The organism is Vibrio sp. 10N.222.55.C6, assembly GCF_041473395.1.
GTDB lineage: Bacteria > Pseudomonadota > Gammaproteobacteria > Enterobacterales > Vibrionaceae > Vibrio > Vibrio crassostreae_C.
The window spans coordinates 204586-220141 of the sequence record NZ_JBFRSD010000004.1 but is presented as its reverse complement, the minus strand read 5'-3'; the positions used below and the strand labels follow the sequence as shown (position 1 = coordinate 220141).

The 15556-nt window shown below is 45.1% G+C and carries 13 protein-coding genes; 5 read left to right on the top strand and 8 right to left on the bottom strand.

The genetic code is table 11. The features are described 5' to 3' along the window. Positions 1 to 19: 19 nt before the first annotated feature. The 8 genes from yacG to nadC all read right to left on the bottom strand — a co-directional run bounded on the left by yacG (position 20) and on the right by nadC (position 7148). Positions 20 to 217 (bottom strand): DNA gyrase inhibitor YacG, encoded by a 198-nt coding sequence (gene yacG / locus AB4486_RS05145; RefSeq protein WP_004735515.1) that lies wholly within the window; start codon positions 215 to 217, stop codon positions 20 to 22. Positions 218 to 298: 81 nt separating this feature from the next. Next, positions 299 to 1039, bottom strand: coding sequence for a cell division protein ZapD (zapD, locus tag AB4486_RS05140; protein ID WP_017063237.1), 741 nt, complete (start codon positions 1037 to 1039; stop codon positions 299 to 301). 26 nt (positions 1040 to 1065) lie between these two features. After that, entirely contained in the window at positions 1066 to 1680 is a 615-nt protein-coding gene (coaE, locus tag AB4486_RS05135) for a dephospho-CoA kinase (RefSeq protein ID WP_017058946.1), read from the bottom strand. Positions 1681 to 1682: 2 nt separating this feature from the next. Then, positions 1683 to 2552 carry an A24 family peptidase gene (locus AB4486_RS05130; protein WP_017065897.1) on the bottom strand — a complete coding sequence of 290 codons (870 nt, stop codon included), beginning with the start codon at positions 2550 to 2552 and terminating at the stop codon, positions 1683 to 1685. 65 nt (positions 2553 to 2617) lie between these two features. Next, positions 2618 to 3847, bottom strand: a complete 1230-nt coding sequence (locus tag AB4486_RS05125; RefSeq protein WP_372116624.1) for a type II secretion system F family protein — start codon at positions 3845 to 3847, stop codon at positions 2618 to 2620. 15 nt (positions 3848 to 3862) lie between these two features. Beyond that, the gene (gene pilB, locus AB4486_RS05120) at positions 3863 to 5548 is read right to left on the bottom strand and encodes a type IV-A pilus assembly ATPase PilB (protein ID WP_372116622.1); all 1686 of its coding nucleotides are present in this window, start codon (positions 5546 to 5548) and stop codon (positions 3863 to 3865) included. Between the two features lie 4 nt (positions 5549 to 5552). Beyond that, positions 5553 to 6002, bottom strand: a complete 450-nt coding sequence (locus AB4486_RS05115; protein WP_102572177.1) for a prepilin-type N-terminal cleavage/methylation domain-containing protein — start codon at positions 6000 to 6002, stop codon at positions 5553 to 5555. Positions 6003 to 6257: 255 nt separating this feature from the next. Beyond that, positions 6258 to 7148, bottom strand: coding sequence for a carboxylating nicotinate-nucleotide diphosphorylase (nadC, locus tag AB4486_RS05110; protein ID WP_017063242.1), 891 nt, complete (start codon positions 7146 to 7148; stop codon positions 6258 to 6260). A gap of 83 nt (positions 7149 to 7231) precedes the next feature. On the opposite strand from nadC, the gene ampD reads away from it, so the two are divergent. The 5 genes from ampD (at position 7232) to lpdA (ending at position 15439) form a co-directional block, all read left to right on the top strand. Then, on the top strand, positions 7232 to 7831 hold the full coding sequence (gene ampD / locus AB4486_RS05105; protein ID WP_372116619.1) for a 1,6-anhydro-N-acetylmuramyl-L-alanine amidase AmpD: 600 nt from the start codon (positions 7232 to 7234) through the stop codon (positions 7829 to 7831). A 483-nt stretch (positions 7832 to 8314) separates the two neighbouring features. Beyond that, positions 8315 to 9076 carry a pyruvate dehydrogenase complex transcriptional repressor PdhR gene (gene pdhR / locus AB4486_RS05100; RefSeq protein ID WP_065584924.1) on the top strand — a complete coding sequence of 254 codons (762 nt, stop codon included), beginning with the start codon at positions 8315 to 8317 and terminating at the stop codon, positions 9074 to 9076. A 62-nt stretch (positions 9077 to 9138) separates the two neighbouring features. Continuing rightward, positions 9139 to 11802, top strand: a complete 2664-nt coding sequence (aceE, locus tag AB4486_RS05095) for a pyruvate dehydrogenase (acetyl-transferring), homodimeric type (RefSeq protein WP_372116617.1) — start codon at positions 9139 to 9141, stop codon at positions 11800 to 11802. A gap of 26 nt (positions 11803 to 11828) precedes the next feature. Continuing rightward, positions 11829 to 13766 (top strand): pyruvate dehydrogenase complex dihydrolipoyllysine-residue acetyltransferase, encoded by a 1938-nt coding sequence (gene aceF / locus AB4486_RS05090; protein ID WP_372100010.1) that lies wholly within the window; start codon positions 11829 to 11831, stop codon positions 13764 to 13766. A 242-nt stretch (positions 13767 to 14008) separates the two neighbouring features. After that, positions 14009 to 15439, top strand: a complete 1431-nt coding sequence (gene lpdA, locus AB4486_RS05085) for a dihydrolipoyl dehydrogenase (protein ID WP_017059440.1) — start codon at positions 14009 to 14011, stop codon at positions 15437 to 15439. Positions 15440 to 15556 lie beyond the last annotated feature (117 nt).

Sequence of the window (15556 nt, the reverse complement as noted above, 5' to 3'; positions counted from 1 at the left end):
CTCGCTACTCGCTACTCGCTTAGTGCGGATCTTCCGACCAACCATCGCTATCTGACATATCTGGTGCGCCAGCGATGCTGTTCTCTTCGTCTGCCCATTCACCGAAATCAATCATCTGACATTGCTTGCTGCAAAACGGGCGGTGCGGGCTTTGTTCGCCCCATTCAACGTCAGCATTACATTGAGGGCATTTAACGATGGTGATTTTCTTCGACATAGTGATTCTTAATTTGAAGGTGTAATAATAGTGAGTTTAGGCTCGAGTGAGGACTCAAGCCAAACTATAAAAGGAAATTAATTAGGTGCAGATTGCCAATTCAAATTCGATGTCTTGAGTACAGGCTTGCCCAGTTTCAAAGCTCATGAACTTAACAGCAAAGCGGTTCTTGTGACCTGAGATCATCGGGTAGGCACCGTATTGCATTGGAATAGATAGACGAAGGATATTCGCTTCATCGGCATCGCTCTGGAAGAAGCCAGCGCGAGCGATTTGCTCTTTAAAGTGACCAGTCTCTCTGGTGAGCTTCAACCACAGTGTTAGCGCTTCATACAGAGGTTGTAAGCTATCCATCCACGCTTTAGCATCTCTCATTCTCTTATCGAGAGGAAGGTGCAGCCAATAATGCAGTGCCGGTAAATCAAAGCAGCATGAGCCACCTGGAAGATTAAAGCGTTGGCGAATGGCACTCAGGAAGCGGTCTTCCTTAAGTGACTGGCCAAAACGCTCTGCCTGCATCAGATCACGATAGATGTTACCAATGTCATTAAGCAGTGATGTCAGCATCTCTTGATCGACACCTTCAACATCCAACCAACTTTTGTAGGTTACACGTTGCTTCTCAATATCTTTTGCCAGTTCGCTCTTGAGTTGGATCTGTTCGAAGATTTCAATCAGATCAAAGATGGAACGGAAAAAGAGTTGATACTGTTGAGCATCGGAAAATGTAGAAGACAAGTGTAGCTGCCTCAAGAGTGATTCGACTCTTAAGTAGATGCGTGTTTTCTCATTTAGAGGATGTTCAAATTTATGGGTGATCATCGAGCAAACCTTCATTCAACATTGTTCTATTCTGACCCATCTACAGCACTGATTGCCAGATACTTTTGATGTAAATCTGTGATTTGAGGCAAAAGTTCTTGGTTTTTAGTATGGTTTTTAATCACGTCATCTGCAACTGCTAAGCGTTGTTCTCTTGAAGCCTGTGATTTTAAAATTGATGCAACTTGTTCCCTAGAAACATTGTCACGACTCATCGTACGTTCTATTTGAACTTCTGCTGGCACATCAACAATTAATACGCGATCGGCCATGCCTTGCATTTGGTTTTCCACCAATAGCGGTGCAACTAATAAACCATACGGGGATGTGATTTTAGACAGGTCACTGTCAATTTTGTCACGGATCATGGGATGAAGAAGATCATTGAGCCACTGCTTTTCTTTAGGATCTGAGAAGATCAGCTCACGCAGCCTACTTCGGTTGAGTGTTCCATCGTCAAGCAAGATAGACTCACCAAAGTGTTCTGTAATCTGTTTTAAGCCGACACTGCCCAGCGCAACCACTTCACGTGCCACGATATCAGCATCAACAATATCTATATTAAAATGCTCATTGAACAGGTTAGCGACCGTAGTTTTGCCACTGGCGATACCACCGCTTAATCCGATAATGATTGCCATGGTTAAATTCCTAGTACAGAAGTGAAATACCAACCCATGATGTCGTTACCCCACATCAAGCTTACCCAACCCGCAATTGCAAGGTAAGGGCCAAATGGAAAGGCTTTATCGATGCCTTGCTGTTTCAGGCGAAGTTGAATTAAACCAAACACAAGGCCTACCAGCGAAGATAAAAGGATGATCATCGGTAGGTGTTGCCAACCAAGCCATGCACCAAGCGCAGCCAGGAGTTTGAAGTCACCGTAACCCATGCCTTCTTTACCTGTTAGCAGTTTGAACAACCAATAAACAGACCATAAAGCGAGGTAACCAGCCATTGCGCCAACCACGGAATCTTGCAGCGATACTGGGCCGATATTAAACAGTGCTAATGCGATACCGGACCATACCAAAGGCAAGGTGATTTGATCAGGCAACAACATGGTATCGAGATCGATAAAGGTCGCGGTAATCAGTGCGAAGGTGAAAAGAATCAAAGCAATGGCGTAGTAACTGAAACCAAAGTGGCTAGCAACCATTGTGCAAAGTATTGCTGTAAGCAGTTCGACCAAAGGGTAGCGAGCACTGATTGGATTAGCGCAGCTGTGGCACTTACCCTTTAAGAGCAACCAGCTTAACACTGGGATATTGTCGACGATTCTTAATTGGGTTTTGCATTTCGGGCAGGTTGAACGAGGAATGCTGAGATTGAACTTTCCCTCTGGCGCTGGAATTTTATATTGAGAGAAATATTCCGAGCACTCTTGTTGCCATTCGCGTTCCATCATAATCGGTAAACGGTGTATGACTACGTTGAGGAAGCTGCCGATAAGAAGGCTAAAAATGAAAGCTAATACGGGGAATAGCCAAGGATAGTAGTGAAATACTTCCATAGTGTCCTTTACCACTTAATCAAGGTGAGCAGAGATTGCTGCTCATGGGGGGTTAGTTGCTTTAACTATCCTAACACACTCATAAGATTAAAGATCGGTAAGTACATCGCAACCACAAGCCCGCCAACGACAGTGCCTAAAAACACGATGATCAGTGGCTCTAGAATCTTGCCCAAATTGTCGACGGTGTTGTCGACTTCAAACTCGTAAATCGAGGCTACTTTATTGAGCATATCATCAAGGTTTCCTGACTCTTCACCGATCATCACCATCTGTAACACCATTTCAGGGAAGGCGTTGGTATTGCGCATTGCGATATACATTGGCATGCCAGCAGCAGTTTCTCGGTGAACCTCGATGATGGCCGACTCATAATGCAGGTTGCCTGCGGTTTTGGCTGTTGTTTTAAGGCTGGTTAAGATGGGAATCCCAGAACTGAAACTGGTTGAAAGTGTTCGGCTGAACTTTGCAATCGATGCCTTGGTGATGACAGCACCCAAGATAGGAAAGCGTAAGCCAAGGCGACTGGTTGAAAGTCGAATCGAGTAGGATCGCTGACGCAGCTGCTGAAAAGACAGAATTAATAAACCAATACCGATGGCACTATAGAAACTATAAGCCTGCATCCAATGGGAAAGATAAAGCACTTGCTGGGTGAACCAAGGTAAGTCTGCTCCGAAACCAAAAAACATTGATTCAAATTCAGGAATTACCATGGTTAGCATTAGGTAGGAGACAGTTAGTGCAACAATGACCACCATCGCTGGGTAGATCAGTGCTTTTATAACCTTAGACTTTAACTGTTCACTCTTTTCTCGATAAGTTGCCAAGCGTTCGAATACTTGCGCTAGATTACCGGAAAGTTCGCCCGTCGCGACTAAGTCGGTGTAGAGATCATCAAAGTGACGGCTTGCGGTTCGCATCGCTTTTGAGATCGGAGTTCCGGCTTCTACACCTTTGCAGATGTGCGATAAAATTGATTTCATTTCAGCTTTGCGGTGATTGTCTGACACCAACTTGATGGCTTGCACGATCGGCACACCAGTCGCTAACATGGTAGCCAGTTGGCGAGTTAAAATAGTGATGTCTTTGGCTTTGACTCTATGAGTTAAACGAGTCACGGCTGAAATACTTTTCTTTTTGATTTTCTTAATCTGAATATGCTGCTCTTTGAGCTTTTCTCGTACTTCCAATTCAGTGAGCGCTAAGGTTTGCCCAGACACTTTCTTGCCTGAGCTGTTAATGCCTTTCCAGTGATAGCTTTTTAGTTGTGATTGTTTGGATTTGCTACTCATTGGTGCTCCATGGGTTTATATGTACAGAACACGTTGCAGCTCTTGATAGCTGGTGGTGCCTTCAAGCAATTTATCTAACCCTGACTCTTGCAGAGTTCTCATGCCTTCTCGACGAGCCAAGTTTTCAATGGCTAACGCGTTAGGTTTGTCGATTAGGCTGCTTTTCAGTTGATCGCTAAACGGCATCACTTCATAGATACCCACTCGACCCGAATAACCTTGGTTACACTCATTGCAGCCGTGAGGATTGGCTTTGTAGATGGTTTGGCTGTTAGGAATGGAGTGACGCAGGAATATGTCTGGCGAGTCGTCACTTTCTTTACAATGGTTGCACAACCGTCTTGCCAGTCGCTGGGCGATAATCAAACTCAATGATGAAGCGAGGTTAAAGGGTTCTATCCCCATATGAGCGAGTCGAGTGACGGTTTCTGCGGCGGAGTTAGTGTGCAGTGTCGAAAGCACTAAATGACCAGTTTGCGAGGCTTTGATCGCGATCTCTGCGGTTTCCAAGTCGCGGATCTCTCCCACCATTACAACATCGGGATCTTGTCGTAAGAATGATCGCAGTGCTTCAGCAAACCCAAAGCCGATCTTAGGTGTTACTTGTACCTGGTTGATACCACACAGGTTAATTTCCACTGGGTCTTCAGCTGTTGAGATGTTGCGTTCCGTAGTGTTAAGCACTCGAAGGCCAGTATAAAGGGAGACGGTTTTTCCGCTGCCGGTAGGTCCTGTCATTAAGATCATACCTTGTGGGCGTTTCAGGGCATCGAGGTAGAGTGCTTTTTGATCTTCGCTATAACCTAACTTATCGATATCTAGATTGGCCGCGCTGCTATCAAGCAGTCGAAGAACGATCTTTTCCCCCCAGAGAGTTGGCAGCGTTGATACACGCATATCAATCGCCAAGTCGTCATTTAGACGCAGTTTAATACGACCATCTTGAGGCAAACGACGTTCGGCGATATCAAGTTTGGCGAGAATCTTCAAGCGCGCCGATAGACGACGACTTAAGTGAGAAGCGGGCTGTTGAATTTCGACAAGGATGCCATCGCAACGTAGACGTACGCGGTAGTTTTCTTCATAAGGTTCGAAGTGGATATCCGATGCGCCTTTACGTACTGCATCGACTAGAATCTGATTGATAAAGCGACTGACAGGGGAGTCATCTTGGCTGAGGTCTTCAATCGAAGTTATCTCGTCATCAGATATCTCAACAAGGTTAGCGAGCTCATCTTGAGTGATCTCTTTACGCTTGGAGTCTTGTCCGGAAATAGAACGGCCATACAGCTTTCGTATTGCGCCTTCTAATTCAGAGTAATTAGCGACAACCAATTCAATCTGTAATCCTGTCGCGAATCGAAAGTCGTCTTCAGCTTGTAAGTCGGTTGGGTCGGCTGAGGCAAGTGTGAGAGTTGAGCTAGAAACTGAAATTGGAATAGCGCGATACTTGGTGATCAGTTCGCGAAGCCCTAGTTGTTCACATAATACTTCATAATCTGTATTAGCAACTCGTACCAACGGTAAGCCGAAGATGGTTTTTATATTGTTTGCTAAGGAATCACCGCTGAAGAAATCAAGAACGAGCAAAGCTTCAGGCGTCGAAACACCTGAAGCTTGTACATGTTCCGCAACAGCTTGTTCTTGAGTCAGACTAAGTAGATTAGCCTGACGTAGAACCGTGGGGAGGTTGGTTAGCACTAGTTTAGTTGCAACCCTTCACATCACTTGCAGTAATACTTACAGTGGATGGAATATTAGAAATAGTACATTTCCATCCATCACTTGCCCTTACGAATTTAGCTGTAGCAGAGTTCAATGATGATTTGCTTCCGTAGGTGAATACTAGTGTTCCATTAGCTCCACTTACAGCATCAATTGAAAGTGCACCTAATGAACTCATATTAGCATTAGCGCCGATATCGCTTAGATTTGCAGTTGCAGCGGGGAAGCTACCAGTGTTTTGGATATGTAAATCGGTATTGGTTAAGAGAGATCTGAGTGTAGCGACCCCAGAAGCTGCGTCAGCCTTAATCGCTTGCTCTTTGTATGCTGGTATTGCAATTGATGCCAATACACCAATGATGGCAACAACTATTAATAGCTCAATTAACGTAAAACCTTTCTGATTTGTTCTTTTACTTTTGTTATTCATTGTTCTATTCCATTGTTTAGTTTGTTTCAGCGCAAGCACTGGTTGATGGAAAGAATAGAAGTCGAAATGTAGAAGTGGAATGGTGTTCAGGTTTGGCCGCGAGTGGTTTCGTGTTTATTAGTGTGGTGTTTCATATGGCGCGCAAAATTATGCGACCAACTTAAATAAGTGATTGAAATACTGATAATTTAGGTAATAAAAAAGGCACGGTAGTTAACCGTGCCTTTATGAATAAGTTATTTATATTTCAATAGATTAAGCTTTAAATCTCATTGATAAATCCATCGCTTTTAAGTGCTTAGTGAGTGCACCAACAGAGATGTAATCAACACCCGTTTCAGCGAACTCTGCAATCGTGTCTAATGTTACATTGCCTGAGTTCTCTAATGCTGCGCGGCCAGCGTTGATTTTCACCGCTTCACGCATCATGTCTGTGGTGAAGTTGTCTAGCATGATGATGTCTGCGCCAGCGCTGATCGCTTGCTCTAGCTCTTCTAGGCTTTCGGTTTCAACTTCTACTGGTTTACCTGGGTTCAGCTCTTTTGCAGTAGAGATAGCCTTCTCAATGCCACCACAAGCGATGATGTGGTTTTCTTTGATTAGGTAAGCATCGAACACACCAATACGGTGGTTGAAACCGCCACCACAAGCCACTGCGTATTTCAGTGCGCTGCGTAGGCCAGGAATCGTTTTACGAGTATCCAACAGGCGGCATTCAGTGTGTTTGATTTTGTCTGCGTAGATAGCAGTAGCAGTCGCACAGCCAGATAGCGTTTGAATGAAGTTCATTGCGTTACGCTCACCCGTTAATAGCGCGCGTGCTGGGCCAGTTAGCGTGCAAAGCGTTTGGTTTGGTTCAACCTTGTCGCCATCTTCTACGTTCCACTCGATAGTTACCTCACCGCCCAATTGCTTAAACACTTCATCAGCCCAAGCTTTACCACAGAACACACCGTGCTCACGGGTAATGATGGTAGCGCTGTTGATTGCGTCTGCTGGGATTAGACTTGCCGTAATATCAGCCGCTGGATCTAACGTTCCGCCTAGATCTTCTTTGATGGTCTCAGCCACTGAGCGAGTGATCTCTAGAGGCAGTTGCTCTTTTAAGTAGTCAAGGCGTTGGTGGCTGTTATGTGTGTTTTTCATCGCAAATCTAATCTTGAAAGGGAGTGGGAATGGAATGATACTCTTGCTTAACTTCAAATTAAAGAGGCTAGCGCGACTGCTCTATGGGCAAGGTCACATCTTATTGTGCTAGCAGAAACGAAAGTGAGACCAAGATGACGATCAGCTCTAACGGATGGTACGACAACGCTCGGCATGTTCCTTCCCCGTATTTTGATGTAAGGCCTAGTGTTGATGATATCTCTCTGCTGGTGGTTCACAATATTAGTTTGCCTCCCGGTGAGTTTGGAGGCCCGTATATTGAACAATTTTTTACTGGGAAATTGAACCCCGCTGAACACCCGTTTTTTCAGGTGATTCACCAAATGGGCGTATCAGCGCACTGTTTGATTCGTCGAGATGGGGAAGTGGTGCAATTCGTTTCTTTCTTCGACCGAGCTTGGCATGCTGGCCAGTCGAGTTTTGCAGGGCGTGAAAGGTGTAATGACTATTCGATTGGTATTGAACTGGAAGGCAGTGACTTTGTGGCTTATAGCGAGCAGCAGTATCAAGCGCTTAGCCAACTAACAGCAACGATCGTATCTACGTTCCCTCAAATCACCAGCGAACGTATCACTGGCCATCAATACATAGCGCCTCTGCGTAAAACTGACCCTGGCTTGGTGTTCGATTGGCAGAAGTTTAAAAAAAATCTCAAAGTTTAAGCCTCCGTTTTTGACGATGGCCTTACCGCTGGTGGGCGTTGAATAGTCAACGCCTGGCATAATGACTTGTGAATTTTTGTTGTTGCGATGTAAAGAAAGTGGTGGAGAGAAGCACATCAATAAATTGAGAGTGTGACGAACTTATCAAACACTCATTTATTAAAATTTATGAACAGAATTTCCACCCTAAATGTGCGCTTGGTTCGGTTTTTAAACAAGTGACGCTAATCTTTCTGAAACAATTCATTTTTATCCTGAAACTTTCTAGCACGAACACTCCCCAAAAGTATTACCCCTGTAAATGGTAAGACCAATTTGGTTGCTGTTTTAAATTTCATTTGTTAAATCATGGTTAATTCACGCTGTATTCTATGATGCAGGTCAATTTTAGGCTGGACAGTGGCGTTTTAATTATGTTAATTTCTGCCCAACTTAAAATTGGTATTACCAATTGTCAGCGAAGAAAAAGAAGAACAACAAACTATGGCTTATCAAAGGATTCGTCAGCCAAAACTCTCCGATGTTATCGAACAAGAGTTAGAAAGGTTGATAGTGGAAGGAACACTGGCTCCAGGGCAGCAGCTGCCGCCTGAGCGCGAACTGGCGAAACAGTTCGATGTGTCTCGTCCTTCAATCCGAGAAGCGATACAACGTTTAGAAGCAAAACGCTTGCTTACTCGCCGTCAAGGTGGAGGTACGTTTGTTAGCGAAAATATCTGGAAAAGCTTTTCAGATCCTTTGCTTAATTTGTTGTCGTCCCATTCTGAAACCCAACTAGACTTGTTGGAATCGCGTCATGCGATGGAAGGGATTTCGGCTTACTTCGCGGCATTGCGTGGAACTGATGAAGACTTTGCTCGAATTCAAGCATGCCAAGAAAAAATTCGCGGTGCGCAAGATAAGGTTGATATTGAAGCCGAATCTGCAGCGGTGATGGCTTTTCTTATTGCTTTAACAGAGGCAGCGCACAATGTGGTGTTATTGCACATTGTTCGTAGTTTGGCTCCGTTACTCGAACAAAACGTCTTAGAAAATTTAAAGCTGTTGCATCGTCGTAAAGACGTTGTGGAGAAAGTGAGTATACATCGAGCTAACATTGTGGATGCGATCGTTTCAGGACAGCCAGAACAGGCACGTGAAATGTCACACTCTCATTTAGCTTACATCGAAGAAACATTGATGGATTTGACCAAAGAAGAGTCGCGCCGCGAACGTTCTTTACGTCGAATTCAACAGGGTAAATAGCCGTAATACTTCGGCTATTTACGTGTTTAGTAGAATCCAACTAACAAAAAGGATAGATCGCCATGTCTGACATGAAGCATGACGTTGATGCTCTGGAAACTCAAGATTGGTTAGAAGCTCTTGAGTCAGTAGTACGTGAAGAAGGTGTAGAACGTGCACAGTTTTTACTAGAACAAGTTCTAGATAAAGCGCGTTTAGATGGTGTTGATATGGCTACAGGCATCAACACAAACTACATCAACACAATTCCAGCAGCACAAGAGCCAGCTTACCCTGGTGACGTAACTCTTGAGCGTCGTATTCGTTCGATTATTCGCTGGAACGCAATCATGATCGTATTGCGTGCTTCTAAGAAAGACCTAGACCTTGGTGGTCACATGGCTTCTTACCAGTCAGCAGCAGCGTTCTACGAAGTATGTTTCAACCACTTCTTCCGTGCTCCAAACGAGACAGACGGTGGCGATCTAGTTTACTACCAAGGTCACATCTCTCCAGGTATCTACTCTCGTGCATTCGTTGAAGGTCGTCTAACTGAAGAACAGCTAGATAACTTCCGTCAAGAAGTTGATGGTAAAGGTATCCCTTCTTACCCGCACCCGAAACTGATGCCTGAGTTCTGGCAGTTCCCGACAGTATCTATGGGTCTTGGCCCTATCTCTGCTATCTACCAAGCGCGCTTCCTTAAGTACCTTGACGGCCGTGGCCTGAAAGAAACTTCATCGCAACGCGTATACGCGTTCCTAGGTGACGGTGAGATGGATGAGCCAGAATCACGTGGTGCTATCTCTTTCGCTGCGCGTGAGAAGCTAGACAACCTATGTTTCCTAATCAACTGTAACCTACAGCGTCTAGACGGCCCTGTAATGGGTAACGGTAGCATCATCCAAGAACTTGAAGGCCTATTCAAAGGTGCAGGTTGGAACGTTGTTAAAGTTATCTGGGGTAGCAACTGGGATTCTCTACTAGCTAAAGACACTACTGGTAAGCTTCTTCAACTAATGAACGAAACTATCGATGGTGACTACCAAACATTCAAATCTAAAGATGGCGCATACGTACGTGAGCACTTCTTTGGTAAGTACCCAGAAACAGCTGCACTAGTTGCAGACATGACTGATGACGAAATCTTCGCTCTTAAGCGTGGTGGTCACGATTCTTCTAAACTGTTCGCTGCATTCAACAATGCTAAAGAGACAAACGGTAAGCCAACTGTAATCCTAGCGAAGACTGTTAAAGGTTACGGCATGGGTGATGCAGCTGAAGGTAAGAACATTGCACACGGTGTTAAGAAAATGGACATGACTCATGTTCAACACCTACGTGATCGCCTAGGCCTAGAAGATATCCTTTCAGATGAGAAGATCGCTGAACTTCCTTACCTGAAACTGGAAGAAGGTACGCCTGAGTACGAATACATGCACGCTCGTCGTAACGCTCTACACGGTTACACACCTGCACGTCTTCCTAAGTTTACTCAAGAGTTCAAGGTTCCTGAGCTAGACGCATTCGCACCTCTACTAGGTGAACAGAAGCGTGATATCTCTACAACTATGGCTTATGTACGTACGCTAAACATCCTTCTTAAAGATAAGAACATTGGTAAGAACATCGTTCCTATCATCTGTGATGAAGCTCGTACATTTGGTATGGAAGGTCTATTCCGTCAGGTTGGTATCTACAACCCACACGGTCAAGAATACACACCTGAAGATAAAGGCATCGTTTCTTACTACAAAGAAGCAACGTCTGGTCAAGTTCTTCAAGAAGGTATCAACGAACTAGGTTCTATGGCTTCATGGGTTGCTGCTGCAACTTCATACAGCACAAACGATCTACCGATGATCCCGTTCTACATCTACTACTCAATGTTCGGTTTCCAACGTATTGGTGACATGGCATGGCTAGCAGGCGACCAACAAGCTCGTGGCTTCCTACTAGGTGCTACTGCAGGTCGTACAACACTGAACGGTGAAGGTCTACAGCACGAAGATGGTCACTCGCACATCCAAGCGAACACTATCCCGAACTGTATCTCTTACGACCCAACGTTCGCTTACGAGCTAGCGGTAATCATGCAAGACGGTATCCGTCGCATGTACGGTCCTGAGCAAGAGAACGTTTACTACTACCTAACAGTAATGAACGAGAACTACGCAATGCCAGCAATGCCAGAAGGCGCTGAAGAAGGCATCCGTAAAGGTATCTACAAGCTTGAATCTCACGCTGGTGCTAAGGGCAAAGTTCAACTAATGAGCTCTGGTACTATCATGAACGAAGCGCGTAAAGCGGCTGAAATTCTAAGCGAAGAGTACGGCGTAGCATCTGACGTATTCTCTGTAACGTCGTTCAACGAACTAACTCGTGACGGCCAAGCGGTAGAGCGTGACAACATGCTTCACCCAGAAGCTGAAGAGAAAGTACCGTACATCACGACTGTTCTTGGTAAAGAACCTGCAATCGCAGTGACTGACTACATGAAGAACTACGCTGAGCAAGTACGTGCGTACATGCCAACTGAGTCTTACAAAGTACTTGGTACAGATGGTTTCGGCCGCTCTGACAGCCGTGCAAACCTACGTCGTCACTTCGAAGTTAACGCTGGCTACATCGTAGTTGCAGCTCTAACTGAACTGGCTAAACGTGGTGACATCGAGAAATCTGTAGTTGTTGAAGCAATTGCTAAATTCGATATCGACACTGAAAAAACTAACCCGCAATACGCATAAGACTGGCATTAAGGTAGGTAAATACAATGACAATCGAAATTAATGTACCAGACATCGGTGCTGACGAGGTTGAAGTAACTGAGATTCTTGTAAACGTTGGCGACAAGGTTGAAGAAGAGCAGTCACTGATCACTGTTGAAGGCGACAAAGCTTCAATGGAAGTTCCTGCGTCTCAAGCGGGTATCGTTAAAGAAATCAAAGTAGCGGAAGGCGATTCTGTTTCTACTGGTTCTCTTATCATGATCTTTGAAGAGGCAGGCTCTCCTGCGGAAGGTGCTGCAGCAGCACCGGCTGCTCCAGCAGTTGAAGCGGCGGCACCAGTTGCAGCTGCTCCTGCAACGGCAGCTGAGCTTAAAGAAGTTCACGTTCCTGACATCGGCGGTGATGAAGTTGAAGTAACTGAAATCATGGTTGCTATCGGTGACGCAGTAGAAGAAGAGCAATCTCTTCTTACTGTTGAAGGTGACAAGGCTTCAATGGAAGTTCCTGCACCATTCGCTGGTATCGTTAAAGAAATCAAGATCGCTTCTGGTGACTCAGTATCGACTGGTTCTCTAGTAATGATTTTCTCTGTAGAAACAGGTGAAGTAGCGGGCTCTGGCGCTCCAGTTGCAGCAGCTCCTGCTCCAGCGGCGGCACCAGTTGCAGCGGCTCCAGCAGCATCAGCTGAAAAAGAAGTAAACGTTCCTGATATCGGTGGTGACGAAGTAGAAGTTACTGAAATCATGGTAGCGGTTGGCGATACAGTAGAAGAAGAGCAATCTCTAATTACTGTTGAAGGCGACAAAGCTTCAATGGAAGTTCCTGCACCATTCGCTGGTACAGTAAAAGAGATTAAGATTGCAGCTGGCGACAAAGTGTCAACTGGCTCTCTAATCATGACTTTCGTCGTGGCCGGCACTCCGGTTGAAGGCGCAGCGCCTGCTCCTGTTGCAGCACCTGCACAAGCAGCAGCTCCAGCGGCGGCACCTGCTCCTAAAGCAGAAGCACCTGCAGCGGCTCCAGCAGCTGGCGACTTCCAAGAGAACGGTGACTACGCGCACGCTTCTCCAGTAGTTCGTCGTCTAGCTCGTGAATTTGGCGTTAACCTTTCTAAGGTTAAAGGTACTGGTCGTAAGAGCCGTATCCTTAAAGAAGACGTTCAGTCTTACGTTAAAGATGCACTTAAGCGTCTTGAGTCTGGTGCAGCGGCATCTGGCAAAGGCGGCGATGGTTCTGCTCTTGGTCTACTACCATGGCCAAAAGTTGACTTCAGCAAGTTCGGCGAAACTGAAGTTCAGAAACTTTCTAAGATCAAGAAAATTTCTGGCGCAAACCTACACCGTAACTGGGTAATGATCCCTCACGTTACACAGTGGGATAACGCTGACATCACTGAGCTAGAAGCATTCCGTAAAGAACAGAACGCAATCGAAGCGAAGAAAGACACTGGCATGAAGATCACTCCACTTGTGTTCATCATGAAAGCTGTTGCTAAAGCGCTAGAAGCATTCCCAGCGTTTAACTCTTCTCTTTCTGAAGATGGCGAAAGCATCATTCTTAAGAAGTACGTAAACGTGGGTATCGCTGTTGATACACCAAACGGTCTAGTTGTTCCTGTCTTCAAAGACGTGAACAAGAAAGGCATTTACGAGCTATCTGAAGAGCTAATGGCTGTTTCTAAGAAAGCACGTTCTGGTAAGCTAACAGCGGCAGACATGCAAGGCGGTTGTTTCACAATCTCTAGCCTTGGTGGTATTGGCGGCACTGCATTTACTCCAATCGTAAATGCTCCAGAAGTAGGTATCCTAGGTGTATCTAAGTCTGAAATTAAGCCAGTTTGGAATGGTAAAGAGTTCCAACCACGTCTACAGCTTCCACTGTCTCTATCATACGACCACCGTGTGATCGATGGTGCTGAAGGTGCACGCTTCATTACTTTCCTAAACAGCGCACTATCTGACATTCGTCGTCTAGTACTGTAATTGAGAAAGTAATTATTAAGGTGACTTTCGGGTCACCTTAATTCTTTATATAAAGACTATTTTTAGAGAACAGTTTCCTGCATTTCTCATAATCTGATGGGGAATTGTTGTCTAGCTCACAGGCTAACTTAAAGCTACTTTCACACTGTTAACATCTCTGTAAAATGTTTCCTGTTTGAAAGCCCAATAATTTTAAGAACATCTACTCAGCCTGTTAGGGATAATGACTACAAGAGGTCACAATGAGCAAAGAAATTAAAGCCCAAGTTGTTGTACTTGGTTCAGGTCCTGCTGGTTACTCAGCGGCATTCCGTTGTGCGGATTTAGGTCTAGAAACAGTACTAGTTGAACGTTACAGCACTCTTGGTGGTGTATGTCTAAACGTTGGTTGTATTCCATCAAAAGCACTTCTTCACGTTTCTAAAGTAATCGAAGAAGCTAAAGCGATGGCAGAGCACGGCGTTGTATTCGGCGAGCCACAAACGGACATCAACAAGATCCGTATCTGGAAAGAAAAAGTAGTTGATCAACTAACTGGCGGTCTTGGCGGTATGGCTAAGATGCGTAACGTTACTGTTGTTAACGGTTTCGGTAAGTTCACTGGTCCTAACAGCATTCTTGTTGAAGGCGAAGGCGAAGCAACAACTGTTAACTTCGACAACGCAATCATTGCTGCGGGTTCTCGCCCAATCAAACTTCCTTTCATCCCACATGAAGACCCACGTATTTGGGATTCTACGGATGCACTAGAACTAAACGAAGTACCTGAAAAACTGCTTATCATGGGCGGCGGTATCATCGGTCTTGAGATGGGTACGGTTTACCACTCTCTAGGTTCTAAAGTTGAAGTTGTAGAGATGTTCGATCAAGTTATCCCTGCTGCGGATAAAGACATCGTTAAAGTTTTCACTAAGCGCATTAAGAACAAGTTCAAGCTAATGCTTGAAACTAAAGTGACTGCTGTTGAAGCAAAAGAAGACGGTATCTACGTTTCAATGGAAGGCAAAAAAGCACCAGCTGAAGCTGAACGCTACGATGCTGTTCTTGTTGCTATCGGTCGTGTTCCAAACGGTGCACTTATCGACGCTGAAAAAGCGGGTATCGAAGTTGATGAGCGTGGTTTCATTAATGTTGATAAGCAAATGCGTACTAACGTTCCTCACATCCACGCGATCGGTGATGTTGTTGGTCAACCAATGCTTGCTCACAAAGGTGTGCATGAAGGTCACGTAGCTGCTGAAGTTATCTCTGGTAAGAAGCACTACTTCGACCCTAAAGTAATCCCATCAATTGCGTACACTGAGCCAGAAGTTGCTTGGGTAGGTAAGACTGAGAAAGAAGCGAAAGCTGAAGGCATCAATTACGAAGTTGCTACTTTCCCTTGGGCTGCTTCTGGTCGTGCAATCGCTTCTGACTGTGCAGACGGCGTGACTAAGATGATCTTCGATAAAGATACTCATCGCGTAATCGGTGGTGCTGTTGTTGGTACTAACGGTGGTGAACTTCTTGGCGAAATCGGCCTAGCGATCGAAATGGGTTGTGATGCAGAAGATATCGCACTTACTATCCACGCTCACCCAACTCTACACGAGTCTGTTGGTCTAGCTGCGGAAGTATTCGAAGGTTCAATCACTGACCTTCCAAATAAGAAAGCAGTGAAAAAGAAGAAGTAATTCTCCTTTAGCCACTCGCTAATGTTTGAAAAACCGCTGATTGGTCAGCGGTTTTTTATGTCTGAAGAAAAGAGCAGTAACGTTCCACTCCGAGATGCGAGTACGCTGCGCTTCGGG

Excerpts from the sequence above, each read along its gene's own strand:
- coaE (WP_017058946.1), bottom strand. The coding sequence starts at position 1,680 with ATGGCAATCATTATCGGATTAAGCGGTGGTATCGCCAGTGGCAAAACT.
- aceE (WP_372116617.1), top strand. The coding sequence starts at position 9,139 with ATGTCTGACATGAAGCATGACGTTGATGCTCTGGAAACTCAAGATTGG.
- lpdA (WP_017059440.1), top strand. The coding sequence starts at position 14,009 with ATGAGCAAAGAAATTAAAGCCCAAGTTGTTGTACTTGGTTCAGGTCCT.
- ampD (WP_372116619.1), top strand. The coding sequence starts at position 7,232 with ATGGGCAAGGTCACATCTTATTGTGCTAGCAGAAACGAAAGTGAGACC.
- yacG (WP_004735515.1), bottom strand. The coding sequence starts at position 217 with ATGTCGAAGAAAATCACCATCGTTAAATGCCCTCAATGTAATGCTGAC.
- AB4486_RS05115 (WP_102572177.1), bottom strand. The coding sequence starts at position 6,002 with ATGAATAACAAAAGTAAAAGAACAAATCAGAAAGGTTTTACGTTAATT.
- nadC (WP_017063242.1), bottom strand. The coding sequence starts at position 7,148 with ATGAAAAACACACATAACAGCCACCAACGCCTTGACTACTTAAAAGAG.
- AB4486_RS05130 (WP_017065897.1), bottom strand. The coding sequence starts at position 2,552 with ATGGAAGTATTTCACTACTATCCTTGGCTATTCCCCGTATTAGCTTTC.
- pdhR (WP_065584924.1), top strand. The coding sequence starts at position 8,315 with ATGGCTTATCAAAGGATTCGTCAGCCAAAACTCTCCGATGTTATCGAA.
- zapD (WP_017063237.1), bottom strand. The coding sequence starts at position 1,039 with ATGATCACCCATAAATTTGAACATCCTCTAAATGAGAAAACACGCATC.
- aceF (WP_372100010.1), top strand. The coding sequence starts at position 11,829 with ATGACAATCGAAATTAATGTACCAGACATCGGTGCTGACGAGGTTGAA.
- AB4486_RS05125 (WP_372116624.1), bottom strand. The coding sequence starts at position 3,847 with ATGAGTAGCAAATCCAAACAATCACAACTAAAAAGCTATCACTGGAAA.